The 14357-nt window shown below is 70.5% G+C and carries 13 protein-coding genes; 3 read left to right on the forward strand and 10 right to left on the reverse strand.

Annotation, left to right across the window (positions count from 1 at the left end):
• Positions 1 to 51: 51 nt before the first annotated feature.
• A complete protein-coding gene (locus IF64_RS0104345; RefSeq protein ID WP_030530687.1) occupies positions 52 to 834 on the forward strand; it encodes a crotonase/enoyl-CoA hydratase family protein in 783 nt (260 codons plus the stop codon).
• Between the two features lie 86 nt (positions 835 to 920).
• On the opposite strand, the gene IF64_RS0104350 is transcribed toward IF64_RS0104345, so the two are convergent.
• From IF64_RS0104350 to IF64_RS0104375, 6 genes are all read right to left on the reverse strand, one after another.
• A complete protein-coding gene (locus tag IF64_RS0104350) occupies positions 921 to 2090 on the reverse strand; it encodes an acyl-CoA dehydrogenase family protein (protein WP_246134722.1) in 1170 nt (389 codons plus the stop codon).
• 76 nt (positions 2091 to 2166) lie between these two features.
• The gene (locus tag IF64_RS0104355; protein WP_030530689.1) at positions 2167 to 2625 is read right to left on the reverse strand and encodes a MaoC family dehydratase; all 459 of its coding nucleotides are present in this window, start codon (positions 2623 to 2625) and stop codon (positions 2167 to 2169) included.
• Positions 2626 to 2651: 26 nt separating this feature from the next.
• A complete protein-coding gene (locus IF64_RS0104360; RefSeq protein ID WP_030530690.1) occupies positions 2652 to 3545 on the reverse strand; it encodes an HpcH/HpaI aldolase/citrate lyase family protein in 894 nt (297 codons plus the stop codon).
• A gap of 18 nt (positions 3546 to 3563) precedes the next feature.
• A complete protein-coding gene (locus IF64_RS0104365) occupies positions 3564 to 5216 on the reverse strand; it encodes an AMP-binding protein (RefSeq protein ID WP_030530691.1) in 1653 nt (550 codons plus the stop codon).
• Complete coding sequence (locus IF64_RS0104370) at positions 5216 to 6034, reverse strand: enoyl-CoA hydratase/isomerase family protein (RefSeq protein WP_246134723.1); 819 nt, start codon at positions 6032 to 6034, stop codon at positions 5216 to 5218. The genes IF64_RS0104365 and IF64_RS0104370 overlap by 1 nt, the downstream gene beginning before the upstream one ends.
• A gap of 35 nt (positions 6035 to 6069) precedes the next feature.
• Complete coding sequence (locus IF64_RS0104375; protein ID WP_030530693.1) at positions 6070 to 6267, reverse strand: ferredoxin; 198 nt, start codon at positions 6265 to 6267, stop codon at positions 6070 to 6072.
• A gap of 183 nt (positions 6268 to 6450) precedes the next feature.
• Here IF64_RS0104375 and IF64_RS0104380 point away from each other — a divergent pair, with 183 nt between their 5' ends.
• Positions 6451 to 7701: a cytochrome P450 gene (locus tag IF64_RS0104380; protein WP_030530694.1), complete on the forward strand. Its 1251-nt coding sequence runs from the start codon at positions 6451 to 6453 to the stop codon at positions 7699 to 7701.
• On the forward strand, positions 7698 to 8840 hold the full coding sequence (locus IF64_RS0104385) for an NAD(P)/FAD-dependent oxidoreductase (RefSeq protein WP_036875780.1): 1143 nt from the start codon (positions 7698 to 7700) through the stop codon (positions 8838 to 8840). The genes IF64_RS0104380 and IF64_RS0104385 overlap by 4 nt, the downstream gene beginning before the upstream one ends.
• Positions 8841 to 8915: 75 nt before the next feature.
• On the opposite strand, the gene IF64_RS0104390 is transcribed toward IF64_RS0104385, so the two are convergent.
• The 4 genes from IF64_RS0104390 to IF64_RS0104405 all read right to left on the reverse strand — a co-directional run bounded on the left by IF64_RS0104390 (position 8916) and on the right by IF64_RS0104405 (position 14244).
• Positions 8916 to 10577, reverse strand: coding sequence for an alpha-amylase family glycosyl hydrolase (locus IF64_RS0104390; RefSeq protein ID WP_211252521.1), 1662 nt, complete (start codon positions 10575 to 10577; stop codon positions 8916 to 8918).
• A 276-nt stretch (positions 10578 to 10853) separates the two neighbouring features.
• Positions 10854 to 11894, reverse strand: a complete 1041-nt coding sequence (locus tag IF64_RS0104395; protein WP_030530697.1) for an LLM class flavin-dependent oxidoreductase — start codon at positions 11892 to 11894, stop codon at positions 10854 to 10856.
• A gap of 27 nt (positions 11895 to 11921) precedes the next feature.
• The gene (locus IF64_RS0104400) at positions 11922 to 12686 is read right to left on the reverse strand and encodes an SDR family NAD(P)-dependent oxidoreductase (RefSeq protein WP_030530698.1); all 765 of its coding nucleotides are present in this window, start codon (positions 12684 to 12686) and stop codon (positions 11922 to 11924) included.
• A gap of 61 nt (positions 12687 to 12747) precedes the next feature.
• Positions 12748 to 14244: an aldehyde dehydrogenase family protein gene (locus IF64_RS0104405; RefSeq protein WP_030530699.1), complete on the reverse strand. Its 1497-nt coding sequence runs from the start codon at positions 14242 to 14244 to the stop codon at positions 12748 to 12750.
• Positions 14245 to 14357: the final 113 nt, after the last annotated feature.

The raw sequence follows: 14357 nt of genomic DNA on the forward strand, positions 1-14357 counted from the left end.
AACACCAGAGCCGAACACCCAGTGCATTGCAGAGCCGATCCGGGAGCGCCCATGACCGACCCCGCAGCCGACGAACCCGAACTGCAGGTCAGCGAACGCGGCCGGGTTCTCGTCCTGACGATGAACCGGCCGAAGGCGAGGAATGCGATGTCGCTGGCGATGTCGCGGCAGATCGCCGAGGCCGTCGACGAGCTCGACCGCAGGCCCGACCTGTCGGTCGGGGTCATCACCGGCGCGGGCGGCACCTTCTGCGCCGGCATGGATCTCAAGGGCTTCGCCCGCGGCGAGCTCCCGGTCGTCGAGGGACGTGGTTTCGCCGGACTGGTGCAGCAGCCGCCGGCCAAACCGCTCGTCGCCGCGGTCGAGGGCTATGCGCTGGGCGGTGGTTTCGAGGTCGTCCTGGCCTGCGACCTGGTGGTGGCCGGTGAGCAGGCACAGTTCGGGCTGCCCGAGGTGAAGCGGGGGCTCACGGCGGGTGCGGGCGGACTGCTGCGCCTGCAGGAGCGGATTCCCTACCACCTGGCGATGGAACTCGTCCTGACCGGACGGATGTGGCCCGCCGCCGAGGCAGCCGAGGCCCGGCTGGTCAACCGCCTCACCGCGGCCGGAGGCGCACTCGACGGCGCGATCGAACTGGCCGAGCAGATCGCCGAGAACGCGCCCCTGGCGCTGGCCGCCTCCAAACAGGTCCTCGTCCGGTCCGCCGATTGGCCGTTGGACGAGAAGTTCACCAGGCAGAACGAGTTCCTCGACCCGGTGCGCACCTCCGCCGACGCCAAGGAGGGCGCGAGGGCCTTCGCGGAGAAACGTAAGCCGGTGTGGAAGGGCGAGTAACCTCGCCGTCCCGCTCCCCCAGTATCGGAACACCGGCCGCCGATCCGTCCGGGATCGGCGGCCCTTCCGCGCGTGCGCCGCCAGTGTCAGTAGCTGCGTGGGAGTCCGAGGACGTGCTCGGCGACGTAGTTGAGCACCATCTCCTGGCTGATCGGGGCGATCCGCATCAGCCGTGCCTCCCGGAAGTAGCGTTCGACGTGGTACTCCTGCGCGAAGCCGTATCCGCCGTGCACACTGATCGCCACGTCGGCCGCGTGGAAGCCCGCCTCGGCGGCGAGGTACTTCGCCTCGTTGGCCTCCTTGCCGCACGGGACGTCGTGGTCGATCATCCACGCGGCCTGCTTGCACATCAGGTCGGCGGCGTCGAGCTTGATCTTCGCCTCGGCGAGCTGACCGGAGATCAGCTGGTTCCTGCCGATGGGGCGGCCGAACACCACGCGCTCCCCCGCGTAGGCGCACGCGCGCGCGAGCGCCGCCCGGCCCAGGCCGATCGCCGCGTTCGCCGACAGCACCCGCTCGGCGTTGAGGCCGGCCAGGATGGCCGCGAACCCGCCGCCCACCTCGCCGATGACGTCCTCGTCGGCGACGAACAGATCGTCGATGAACAACTCGTTCGTGTCGACGGCGTTGCGGCCCATCTTGGGAATCGGCTTGACGTCCACGTGATCGCGGTCGACCTCGGCGAACATCAGGGTCAGCCCGCGGGTGCGGCCCGTGCCCTCCGCACGGGGCGAGGTCCGGCAGAGCAGCATCATCCGCTCGGCCTCCTGCGCCTTGGTGATCCACACCTTCTTGCCGGACACCCGAAAACCGCCGTCCACCTTGCGTGCGGCCGTGGACAGGTTCAGCGTGTCGGTCCCCGCGTCCGGCTCGGTGACCGCGAACGAGGTGTGCAGATCACCCTTCACCAGCCGCGGCAGGAACCGCCGTTTCAGGTCCTCGCTGCCGTACCGGATGAGCGGCTCGAACCCGAAGATTCCGATGTGGACACTGCTGCACCCGTTCATGCCCGCCCCGGACGCGGAGATCTCCTGTTCCACGATCGCCGCCTCGGTGACCCCGAGTCCCCCGCCGCCGTACTCCTCGGGCACCGTGAGCCCGAGCCATCCGCCGTCGACGACGGCCTGGTAGAAGTCCCACGGGAACTCGTGCGACCGGTCGCGAGCGGCCCAGTACTCGTCGCCGAAGCGGCCGCACAGCTGCCGCACCGCCTGGCGGATGTCCTCGTGCGTCTCGTCGTAACCGAATCCCATCATGGCCTCCTGAGCCTGCGGCCGCGGACGCAGCCGCAGCCGGTGGACAGTCCGCAGTGGAACGTCCGCAGTGGACGCATCACGCCTCGACGGGGCGTTTCATCATCATGCCGGCGCGCTCGCACAGGCAGACGACCTCGTCCCGCTGGTTGATCCCCCGGTGCTCGAACCAGACGATGCCGGCGTCCGGACGGGACGCCGACTCGCGCTTGCGCAGGATCGTGCTGCTGGCCCGGATGGTGTCGCCGTGGAACACCGGGTTGGGGAACTCCACCTTGTCGTAGCCGAGGTTTCCCAACGTCGTGCCGTAGGTCAGGTCGTACACGATCATCCCGCCGACCAGCGCCATCGTGAAGAGACTGTTGACGAGGCGATGCCCGTGGATGGTGGTCTTCGCGAACTCCGCGTCCAGGTGGAGCGGCTGCGGGTTCATGGTGAGCGAGGTGAACAGGACGTTGTCCATCTCGGTCACCGTGCGGGTGAACGGGTGGTCGTAGACCTCCCCTTCCACGAGTTCCTCGAAGTACAGACCCGGCATGGTGGCTCCTTGCGAACAGGGGATGGTCACGCGCCGCCGGTCACCCGCCGGGCGTGGGCGAGCCACTCCCGCGCGGTGTCGGCGTGCGCCTTGTCGATGTGGATGCCGCGGTAGCGCACGGCACCGTCGCCCCGCGCGGCCGCCTCCTCGAACGCGGCGACGAGCCCCTCGCGGAACTCGATCTCGGCCGCGGTCGGTGAGAACACCTCGTTGATCGTCGCCACGTGGGACGGATGAATGGCTATCTGACCGCGGAATCCGAGCTGCAGCCCGTAGTCCGCGAACGCCCTCAGTCCGTCCAGATCGGACAGCTCCTCCCACAGGCCGGTGAGGGGGTGCAGGCCGTGTTCGCGACAGGCCAGCAGGATGCGGCTGCGCAGGTACAGGGTCTCGGTGCCGTCGCGGCTCCAGCGGTAGCCGACGGCACGGGCGATGTCGGCGTGCTCCGCCGTCGGCCCGATCATCGCCCCGACCCGTGGTGAGGCGCCCGCGATCGCGCGGCAGTTCTGGATCGCCTCGACCGTCTCGACGGGCACGATCATCTCGAGGCCGCCTGCCGATGCGGCGGCGTTGCGGGTCTCGAACCAGTCGATGAGCGTGTCCCACCGCAGCACGTCGTCGCGGTCGCGCACCTTGGGCACGAACAACCCGGTCAGCCCCGGACACACCGCGGCTTCCAGGTCGGCGCCGGCGAGGCCGGTGTCCAGGCCATTGGGGCGCACGAACAGGCCCAGGCCGCGGCCGGCTGAGCGCACGTCGGCGACGGTGCCCGCGATCAGGCTCCGCGCCTCGGCCTTGCGGTCGGCGGGTACGGAGTCCTCGAGGTCGAGCACGACCGCGTCCGCGCCGCTGGCGATCGCCTTGTCGACCCACTGCGGCTTGTGCGCGGGGACGAACAGGACGGACCGATAGGGATGCATCGGTGGTCTCCTTCCCGCTCAGCGTGCCGGGGCCGCGAGCGCCGCGCGATCGACGGTGTCCGGGGTGACGCCGAGTTCGCGCAGCTTGGCCTTCTGCACCCGCTGGCTCGGGGTCTTCGGCAGCTCGTCGACGAACCGCAGGAACCGCGGCACGGCGAAGGCAGGCACCTTGCTGCCGCACCAGTCCCAGATCTCCTCGGCGCTGACCGGCTCCTCGGTGATGAGGTAGGCCATGACCTCGTCCTCACCGGCCTCGGCGTCGGCGGGCACGGCGATCACCGCGCATTCGAGGACGGCGGGGTGGCTGAGGAAGGCCGTCTCCACCTCGTAGGAACTGATGTTTTCCCCGCGGCGGCGCAGCGCGTCCTTGAACCGGTCGACGAAGTAGAACCAGCCGTCGGCGTCCCGCTTGAGTGCGTCGCCGGTGTGGAACCACAGGTTCCGCCACGCCTCGACGGTGCGGTCCGGCATGTTGAAGTAGCCCATGCTGCAGATCCACGGCACGCGCGGGCGCACCACGAGTTCGCCGACCTCGCCGTCCTCGACCTCCTCGTCGGTGTCCGGGTCCACCAGCCGCACGTCGAACCACGCGTCGGCGGCCAGCCCCGCGGCGCCTGCGGGCCGATCCTCGCCGTAGGGCGACAGGATCGGCGCGGACGTCTCGGTCAGGCCGAACACCTCGACGAAGGCCTCGATGCCGTAGCGGCGCCGGAACTCGTCGACCAGCGACGCCGCGGTCGGCGCGGCGAACACGCAGCGCAACACGTTGTCGGAGTCGTCGGGCCGCGGCGGCTGTTTGGACAGGAAGTCCATCATCACGCCGATGAAGTTCGTGACCGTGGCGCGGCTCTCGCGGATCTGGGCGATCCAGTTGCTGGCGGAGAACCGCGACCGCACGATCGCCCGCGCGCCGGCCACCAGTGCCGGATACACCGCCATGAACTGGGCGTTGCCGTGGAACAGCGGCGTGACCGTCAGCCACGCGTCGTCGGCGGTCAGGCGCGTCAACGACACGCATTCGTCACCGAAGAAGTACATCTGGCCGTGCGGCATCGCGACGCCCTTCGACGGCCCCGTCGTGCCCGACGTGAAGAACACCGAGGCGAGGTCGCCGGGTGAGACCACGGGCAGCTCCGCCGCGCCGCCCTGTTCGAGGGCCTCCCACGGCTCGGCCCGCCAGCCCGCCCCGCGCAACGTGGCCAGCGCGCGCTCGCGCGACCCGGTGTCGATGACGTAGAAGCGCGTGATGTCGGCGGCGGCGTCGGCCACCGCGGCGAACCGCTCGGCATGCACGTCGTCGATCACGGCGATTCGCGCCTCGACCGTCCGCACCTGGTGAGCGAGGAAGTCGTGCTCGTAGGCGGTGTTGATCGGCACCTCGACGAGTCCGGCCACCGCGGTGCCGAGCCACGTGCGGACGAACCGCGACGAGTTCGCCGCCATGATCACCACGCGGTCCCCCGGCTCTGTGCCCGCGGCGAGCAGCGCGCGGCCGATCCGTTCGGCGGCGGCGAGGGTCTCGGCGTAGGTCCAGGTCGCCGATTCCTCGGGGGTGTCCAGGAAGATCCGGTCCGGTGTGGACTCGGCCCAGTGCCGCAGCACCGTCGGCAGTGCCCAGCGCGTGCGGTCCGGGAATGTCGGGTGCAGCTCCGTGTAGAACCGCCGTGCCATCACGACCTCCGTGTTCCGGTGCCGGGGGGCGGAAACTCCGGGCGGCGCTTCTCGACGAACGCCCGCGCACCCTCCCGCATGTCGTCGCTGCCGACGGCCTGCGTGAGCATCGCGAGGCCGTTGGACATCGAGTCCTGGCCGGTGTTCCACCACAGGTTCGAGCTGACCTTGCTGATCTCCAGGTACAGCGGGCTCAGCGCCTTGAGCTCGTCGATCCACTCGCCGACCCGGCGTTCGAGGGCGGCGGTCTGGTCCCCGCCTCCGTTCCCGTCTCCGTCCCCATTGCCGTCGCTGTCGACCTCGACGACCTCGTTGATCAGCCCCATCCGCAGGGCCTGCTCCGCGCTGTAGCGGCGGCACAGCAGCGTGAGTTCCTTGGCCTTCTTCTCGCCGATCTGCACCGCCATGTGGTTGGTGGCGCCGAGGACGGGCGCCGAGCCCACACGCGGCCCGGTCTGCCCGAACGTGGCGCGTGGGGTGGCGATGGCGAGGTCGCACGCGACGACGAGCTCGTTGCCCCCGCCCGCCGCGGGGCCGTCCACGGCCGCGAACACCGGGCGCGGGCAGTCCCGCACCGCCTGCAGCATCCGGGCCGAGGTGTGGAACAGCGTCCGCAGGAGGTCGGGGTCCGGGTCGTCGAGCTGGTCGAGGGCGCCACCGGCGCAGAAGCTGCCGCCCGAGCCGGTGATCACGACGGCGTGCAGGCGGGTCGCCGTGTCCAGCGCGTCGATCACCGCTCGGGCCATGTCGATGTCGTAGGCGTTGCGCCGTTCGGGGCGGTTGAGCCGGATCCACAGCGCACCGTCGCGCTCGGTCACCTCAACGGCCGCACCTGACTGTCCCGCCATACCGCTCATTCGTCCGTCACCGACAGCGCGATCTCCGGGCACGCCTCGGCACCGCGCGCGGCGTCGTCCTCGAGTTCCGGTGGAACCTCGGGTGTCCGGATCACCACGTGCCCGTCCTCGTCGGACAGGTCGAAGACGTCGGGTGCGGTCATGTTGCACAGACCGTGCCCCTGACACCGGTTCTCGTCAGCTCGGACCTTCATGGCTGTCCTCCGTGCGACGCTGCTTCGGGAACGAATCAGGGCCCGCGCGCTCGCCGCGTGGATCCTGGTGAACACCCCACCGTGTTCACATATAACCATTATCAGAGAACGGTCGAAACGTCGAGCCTTGACGAGGGCAGCCATATAACTATTATCAGGAAAAGCCCAAAGGAGGGATGCGCTGTGACCGAGCAGGCTCGTCGTCCGATCGCCGCGTTCGACCACCACTCCCCGCAGCACGCCGAGGATCCGGTCGGCACCTACCGCAGGCTCCGTGCCGAAAACCCGGTCGCCTGGACCGAGGCCCACGGCGGCTACTGGGTACTGGGCGACTACGCCAGCGTCTTCGAGGCCTCCCGCGACGACGACCTGTTCTCGTCGGCGCGCCACGAGTCCGGCGGAGAGGGACTGGCCATCGTCATCCCGAAGGCTCCGACGGCGTTCCACATCCCGATCGAGCTCGACCCGCCGACGTTCCGCGGGTACCGCAAGATCGTCAACAAGGTCACCGCACCGGCCGCCGTGAAGAAGCTCGACCCGGTCATCGAGCGGTTCGTCACCGGGTTCATCGACGAGATCATCGAAAGCGGCGAGGCCGACCTCGCGTTCGTGGCGGGCGTGCCCGCCGCCGTCACCGTCGACTGGCTCGGCCTCGACGCCGCGGACTACAAGCGCTACGTCGACGCGATGCACACGCTCGTGTCGGCGGCACCGGGCTCGGAGGAGTACAACCACGCCCGCGACGTCGCCGTGCCGTGGGTGGAGAAGACGGTCCGCGCACACATCGCGGCGCGGCGGCAGAACCCGACCGACGACGCCACGAGCGAGTTCATCCGCGCCGAGATCGACGGCAGGCCCATGTCCGACGACGAGATCTACTCGATCCTCGAACTGCTGATCTCCGGCGGGGTCGGGACGACGGCCTCGCTCGTGACGCAGTCGCTGGTGTGGCTGTACGAGAACCCCGACCAGCGGCAACGGCTCATCGACGACCCGAGCCTGCTCGACGTCGCGGTGGAGGAGTTCCTGCGCGTGTTCTCCCCGACGCAGGCACTCGCCCGGACCGTCACCCGCGACGCCGAGTTCCAGGGCGTGCACCTGCGCGGCGGCGATCGGGCGCTGCTCAGCTGGGCCTCGGCCAACCGCGATCCGGACCAGTTCGACGACCCCGACACGGTGGACATCACGCGCTGGCCCAACCGGCACATGGCCTTCGGACTGGGCGTGCACCGCTGCGCGGGGTCACACCTGGGCCGTGCGATGGCCCGCGCGATGATCAGCCAGGTCCTCGAACGCATGCCGGACTACGAGGTCGATCTCGACGGGCTCGTGACCTATCCCGACCAGGGCACGAACGCGGGCTACCACTCGATTCCCTGCCGGTTCACCCCCGGCGAGCGGCGTGGTGAGCCGCTGTTCGGCGCGCGACGATGATGCGCATCGTCGTCGCGGGGGCCGGACTCGCGGCCGCCCGCGCGTGCTCGGCGCTGCGCCGCTCAGGGTTCGACGGCGAACTCGTCGTCCTCGGCGCGGAACCGCACGCGCCCTACGACCGTCCGCCGCTGTCGAAGGCCGTGTTGGCCGGCGAGCGCGACGACGCGCCGCTGCCGTTCGACCCCGAGGCCCTGGGCGTGCGCCTGCGTACCGGCGTGGCGGCCACCGGGCTGGACGTCACCGGCCGCGTCGTGCACACCGACGAGGGCGACGAGCCGTTCGACCGGTTGCTGCTGGCCACCGGTGCCGAACCGATCCGCCTGCCCGGCGACGGCGAGCAGCTGACCGTGCGCACGCTCGAGGACGCACTGGCGTTGCGTGCGCGGCTCACCGCGGGCGCGCGGGTGGTGATCATCGGGGCGAGTTGGATCGGCGCCGAGGTGGCCACGGCGGCCGGTGCGGCCGGCTGCCACGTGACGTGTCTCGAAGCGAGCCCCGCGCCTCTGTCGGCCGCGCTGGGCACCGAGGTCGGCGCGCTGCTGACGCCATGGTGGTCGGGCGTCGACCTGCGTCTCGACACCACGGTCGCCTCGATCGACCCCGGCGGCGTGCAGCTGGCCGACGGAGCGAGCGTGCCCGCTGACGTCGTCGTGACCGGCGTCGGCGTCCGCCCCGCGACCGGATGGCTGTCCGGTTCCGGCCTCGAGATCGGCAACGGGGTGCACGTCGACGAACACCTGCGCACCTCGGCGCCCGGCGTGCTGGCGGTCGGCGACGTCGCGGCGCGGTGGTCCCCGCGATGCGGCACCCGGGTGCGGGTGGAGCACTGGGACGAGGCGGGGGCCGCCGCTTCCGTCGCCGCTCGGGTCCTGCTCGCCGGTGGCGACGACACCACCGGCGAGCAGGACCTGCCGGTGCACGACCCGGTGCCGTACTTCTGGTCGGATCAGTTCGGCCGCAAGGTACAGTACGTCGGCCACCACGACCCGGCGGACGACGTCGAGATCGACACGAGCGACCCGGACAAGCCCGCGGCGCGCTGGCACTCCCCCGCCGGCAGGCCGACCGCGTGGCTCGGGGTGAACCGGATGAAGGAGCTCGCCGGCGCCCGCAAGGCCATCGCCCAGGCGAGCGCCTGACCTTCGCCGCGCACAGCGGGAGAACCGCAGAAGCGCGCGTTGGGTCCACTGTGGATTCCCGTGGTGCGTGAGCGGTCAGCGTCCGAGGTCGAGGATCGCGTAGCCGAATCCGTCGACCGCGAGCCCGCGGCCCCCGATCCGCACCCCGCGGCCCTCGACGCGGTGGGCGTGCTCGATCCGCTCGTCCGGCACGTCGACGGTGACCGCGTCCCGCGACGGATTGACCGTGACCAGGAAGCGATCACCACGCACGTAGGTCAGCGGGTAGCCGTCGGTCAGGACACGCACGTCGCTGCCGACACCGAGTTCGGGATGGTGCTTGCGCAACCGGATCAGCCTGCGCACGAGATGCAGGAGCGAATCCGGATCGCCGATCTGCGCCGCCACCGTCGGACGTGCGGGATCCGGGTCGATGGGCAGGTACAGCTTGTCGGCAGGTGCGTCGGAGAAGCCCGCGTTCGGCCCGTCGTCCCACTGCATCGGCGTGCGGTTGTTCTGCCGCCCCTGGCTGCCCTCGACGTCGGGCAGCCCCGGCACCGCCCGCATGCCGATCTCCTCGCCGTAGTACAGGGTCGGCACGAACGGCCAGGTGAGCAGGAACGTCCACGCCGCGGGAAACTCCTCCGCGGCCCGAACCCCGTCGTTGAGGCGGGTCGCGCTGTCGTGGTTGGCGATCGGCATCATGGTCACGCCGGCACCGCCGATGGTGTCGGTCGCCTCGGACCAGGCGCGCACGAACGTCGAGGCCGTGCCGGTGCCGGACGCCGAGAAGTACGGATCGTCGCGCCACAGCGAACGCCACGGCGCACCGTCGCCGGGGCCGTTGACGGGCAGATAGAAGTCACCGTGGAATCCGGCGGGCACCGACGTGGCCGGGTCGCCCCACTCCGACACCATGACCGCGCCGGGATGGTGGGTCTCGAGCCACGAGCGGAACTCGCCCCACAGCTTGCCCGTCTCGACCCACCCGGGGTCGTCCTTGACGAGCGTCGCCGCCATGTCGCACCGGAAGCCGGAGATGCCCATCGACAGCCAGTGGTCCATGATCTCGCGCATCGCCTCCCGGTTCCGGCGAGGCCCCTCTGCGTCGACGGGCTGGCGCCACGGCTCGTCCGGATTGCTCCGCGCGTAGCCGTAGTTGATGGCGGGCTGGGTCTCGTAGTAGTTCATGTAGAACGCGCCGGGGCGCGGACCCGGCGAGGCGACGAACTCCTCCGGGAGCGATCCGTCGCCGGGCAGCTGTTCCGGGCTCGCCCAGATGTAGCGATGGTCGGTCTCGTCCTCCAACGACCGCAGGAACCACGGATGCTGATCGGAACTGTGCCCGGCGACGAGGTCGAACAGGATCCGGATGCCGCGCCGCCGCGCCGCCTCGACGACGGCCACCACGTCGTCGGCCGTCCCGTACCGAGGGTGCACACCGGTGTAGTCGGAGATGTCGTACCCGGCGTCGGTCAACGGCGACGGAAAGATCGGGTTCATCCAGACCGTGTCGACACCGAGCCAGTCGAGGTAGTCGAGGCGCTCCAGCACGCCGGCGAGGTCGCCGATCCCGTCGCCGTCGGTGTCGGCGAAACTCTGCGGATACAGCTCGTACAGGATGGCATCGGCCAACCAGCTCGACCCACCGGGCCGCAGGCGTGCCGTCCTCGATGACGACGCATGCACCACCCCCGGAACAGCGGCCGCGCCCGCGAGCGCCGCGCTCGTACCGAGCAGGAACGATCGCCGGGACACCGCAGGTGTCCGATCCCTCGAATCGCCGCGCACACTACCTCCACATTTCGATGCCGCGCGATGCTTACGTATGCATCAGGGGCGTCAATGTACGGCAGACGCCGGTCACTGTGAAGCCCCGGAAGCGCACGCAGGGTGAGTCCGACGTGGCACCCCGCCGGTGGGACTCGCTCGGCCGGTGGGACTCGGCCCGACGGTGGAACTCGGCCGGCAGCCGGGGTCAGGCGGCCAGGGTCAGACAGCCGGGGTCAGGCTGCCGGAGTCAGACAGCCGGGGTCAGGCGGCCGGGGTCTCGAGGAAGTCGGTGAACGAACGCGATTCCAGCTCCCGCAGCGGTCCGACGATCTCGCGGCCGACGTGGTCCAGATAGGCCACCGTCTCGTCGACGTCCATCCCCGGCCAGTGCGGGCGCACGAGCAGCGGGCCCACCGGCAGCGCGGCCGCGATGTCGGCGATCTGCCTGCGGCACTCCTCGGCGCTGCCGAGGATCACGTGGTCGCGCACGGTGTCGCCGAAGTTGCGCACCTCCTCGTCGTCGAGCAGGGTCATCCCGCGCCCGGCGTAGGCCTCGTACTTGCCCCGCGCTACGGCGGCGAAGCGGGCCACCGCGTCGTCGAAGTCGGCACCGATCATCAGCTCCCTGCGCAACGGCAGCGGGTTCAGTGGCAGTCCCCGCTCGGTGCGTTCGGCGGCGTACGTCCGGATCAGTGCGTCGACCTGCTCGAGCGTCTGCTGCGGTGTGATCGTCCAGACGTCGCCGTGGCGGGCGGCCCGCCGCACGCCCGTCTCCCGCATCGCGCCCAGCCAGATCGGCGGCCGCGGTTGCTGCAGCGGGTGCACGTGCGTGGGCAGGTCGTCGATCTGCCAGAACCGGCCGTGATGACGCACGCGGTCGGACGACCACATCGCCGTCATCACCTCGATCATCTCCTCCAGCAGCCGGTAGCGCTGCGCGAAGGGGACGCCCATCGTGGCGTACTCCTGCGGCAGGTAGCCGGTGCCGAGTCCGACGACGAGCCGCCCTCCCGTGATCACGTCCAATGTGGCCAGTTCCTCGCCGAGGACCACGGGGTGGTGTACCGGTCCGATGAGGACGGTCGTGCCGATGCGGACGTGGTCGTCGATCTCTGCGGCCAGCCGGGCCAGCAACGGCACCGGCTGGAACCACCGGAAACCGTCGTAGAGAAAGTGCTGGCCGATCGTGAGATAGGTGAACCCCGCCCGCTGCGCGGCCTCGGCCTTGCGCAGCACCAGGTCCAGGTGCTCCCGGGCCGACGAGCCGACCGGCTGGTCCCCCATCAGGATGCCGAACTCCACGACGTCTCCTTTCCTCGAACCCGTGGCCTACTTGGCCGTCATGCCGCCGTCGACGGGGATCGTCACGCCGGTCACGAAACTGGCCATGTCGCTGGCCAGGAACAGCGCCACCTGCGCGATCTCCTCCGGCTGCGACGGCCTGCCCATCGGGATCTGGGCGAAGAACGCCTTCTTGCGCTCGGCCAGCTCCTCCTCGGTGTTCGTGCGGAAGAAGGCGGGCAGTCCCGGGGTGTCGACCGATCCGGGCGCGATGGCGTTCACCCGCACCCCGTCCTGCGCGAAGGCGAGCGCCAGCGATCGGACGAGCGCGATGATGCCGCCCTTGGTGAACGAGTACAGCGGGCTGTACGGCGAGCCGACCAGCCCCGAACTGGAGCTGGTGAAGATCACCGACGCGTTGCCGGAGGCGCGCAACGCGTCGGTGAGGTAGTTGGTCAGGTAGAAGCTCGCCCTGGCGTTGATCTCGATGAGTGCGTCCCAGTCCTCGAGTGCCAGGTCCGTGCCCGCGGCGCCGGGGACGCCGACGTTGTTGTACAGCACGTCCAGCGATCCGTGGTCGGCCTGCACTCGTTCGGCGAGCGACTTCAGCGCGTCCAGGTCCCGAACGTCGATCACCTCGGCGCGGGCGCTGCCGCCCGCCCCCTCGATCGCACCGACGACCTCCTTGGCCGCCCCCTCGTCGACGTCCACGACGATCACGTGGGCGCCCTCGGCGGCGAACGCCTCCGCCGCGGCCCGGCCCATGCCCGAGCCGCCCGCGGTGATGAGTGCGGTCCTGTTCTTCAGCAGCATGACGAAAACTCCGATCTACCTCAGGTGGTCCACAGTGGATGTGCCGGCGCCGCGTGGGCGATCAGGTCCCCGGCGGGCGCGTGACGCCCGCAAGCGGCCACTGGATGTGTTTGACCTCGAAGAACTCGGCGAAACCGTCCTCCCCGAGTTCGCGGCCGACACCGCTGCGGCCGGGACCGCCCCACGGTGCGTCGGGGCGCATCCCGGCGCCGCCGTTGATCGTCACCGTGCCCGAGCGCAGACGTTCGGCCACCGGCATCGCCTCGTCCAGCGGGCCGAAGACGTTGGCGGCGAGGCCGTACGACGTGGCGTTGGCGATCCGCATCGCATCGTCCACATCGGAGTACGGCAGGGCGATCGCGATCGGGGCGAACAGTTCGGTCTGCGCGATCGGCGCGTCGACGTCGACCCCGGTGAGGATCGCCGGATTGAGGTAGTGCCCGGTCGCGAGGTCGGGACGTCCGCCACCGGCGGCCACCGTCGCACCCGCCGCCACGGCGTCGGACACCATGCCTTCGACCTTGTCCCGGTGGGCCGCCGAGATGACGGGACCGACGACGGTGGTGTCGTCCTGCGGGTCGCCGACGGCGATCGTCCTGATGAACGCGTCGGCCTTCGCGCAGAACTCGTCGAGACGGTCCTCCGGCACCAGCACCCGGCTCCACGCGGCGCATCCCTGGCCGGCGTTGCGGGCGAAGCGCAGGATCGACGGTGCGACCGTGGCGTCCAGGTCGGCGCTCGGCAGGATGATGTTGGGGCTCTTGCCTCCGAGTTCCAGCACGGCCTTCGACAGCGAGCCGAGTGCCGACTGCGCCATGACCTGCCCGCCGACGGCATCCGATCCGGTGAACGACACCAGGTCGACGTCCGGGTGCCCGGTGAGCCGCTGCCCGATGTCCGGACCGCCGACCACGAGGTTCACCACGCCGGGCGGCAGATCGAGTTCGTCGAGCAGTTCGAAGACCCGCAGGGTCGTCTGCATGCCCTGCGGCGACGGCAGCACGACCGTGGTGCAGCCACTGGCGAGCGCGCCACCGAGCTTCCAGGCCAATAGGTTGATCGGATAGTTGTACGCGGGCAGGGCGGCCAGGACGCCGGCCGGTTCGTAACGCAGCAGGCTCGTCGACAGCACCGGCTTGTCGTAGAGCGGCAGCGCGTGCGCGTATCCGCCGCGCGGGCCCCGTTCGGCCATCTCGGCGTACCACCGCAACGCCTCGACGGGACCGCCGACCTGCATCCCCCGCGCCGCTCCGATCGGGGTGCCCACCTCGTCGGCGATCAGCCGGGCCAGTGGCTCGGTGTTCTTCTCGAGCAGATCGGCGAACCGGGTGACGACCGCCGCACGGTCCTTCGGGCCGTAGCCCCGCCAGTCCCGGCCTTCGAAGGCCGCGCGGGCACTCGCGACGGCGGCGTCCACCTGCGCCGGGGAACTCAGCTGTGCGGTGCCGACGGGCTTCTCGGTCGAGGGGCTCCACGAGGTGTAGGTCTCGCCGGACTCCCCGTCGCGCCACGCGCCGTCGATGTAGGTGCTCTTGCTTCGCGTGTCCAGGCCACTCATGCCGGCTCCTTCGTCGTCATCGTTGACCGCCGCTCACCGCCGGAGCGATCGTAAGCACCCCGCGCGGCCGGGCGACAGCAGTTGTCTTCGGGCGGGAACTCGGGTACGCGCGC

The sequence above is a fragment of the Prauserella rugosa genome (assembly GCF_000719975.1).
Lineage (GTDB): Bacteria > Actinomycetota > Actinomycetes > Mycobacteriales > Pseudonocardiaceae > Prauserella > Prauserella rugosa.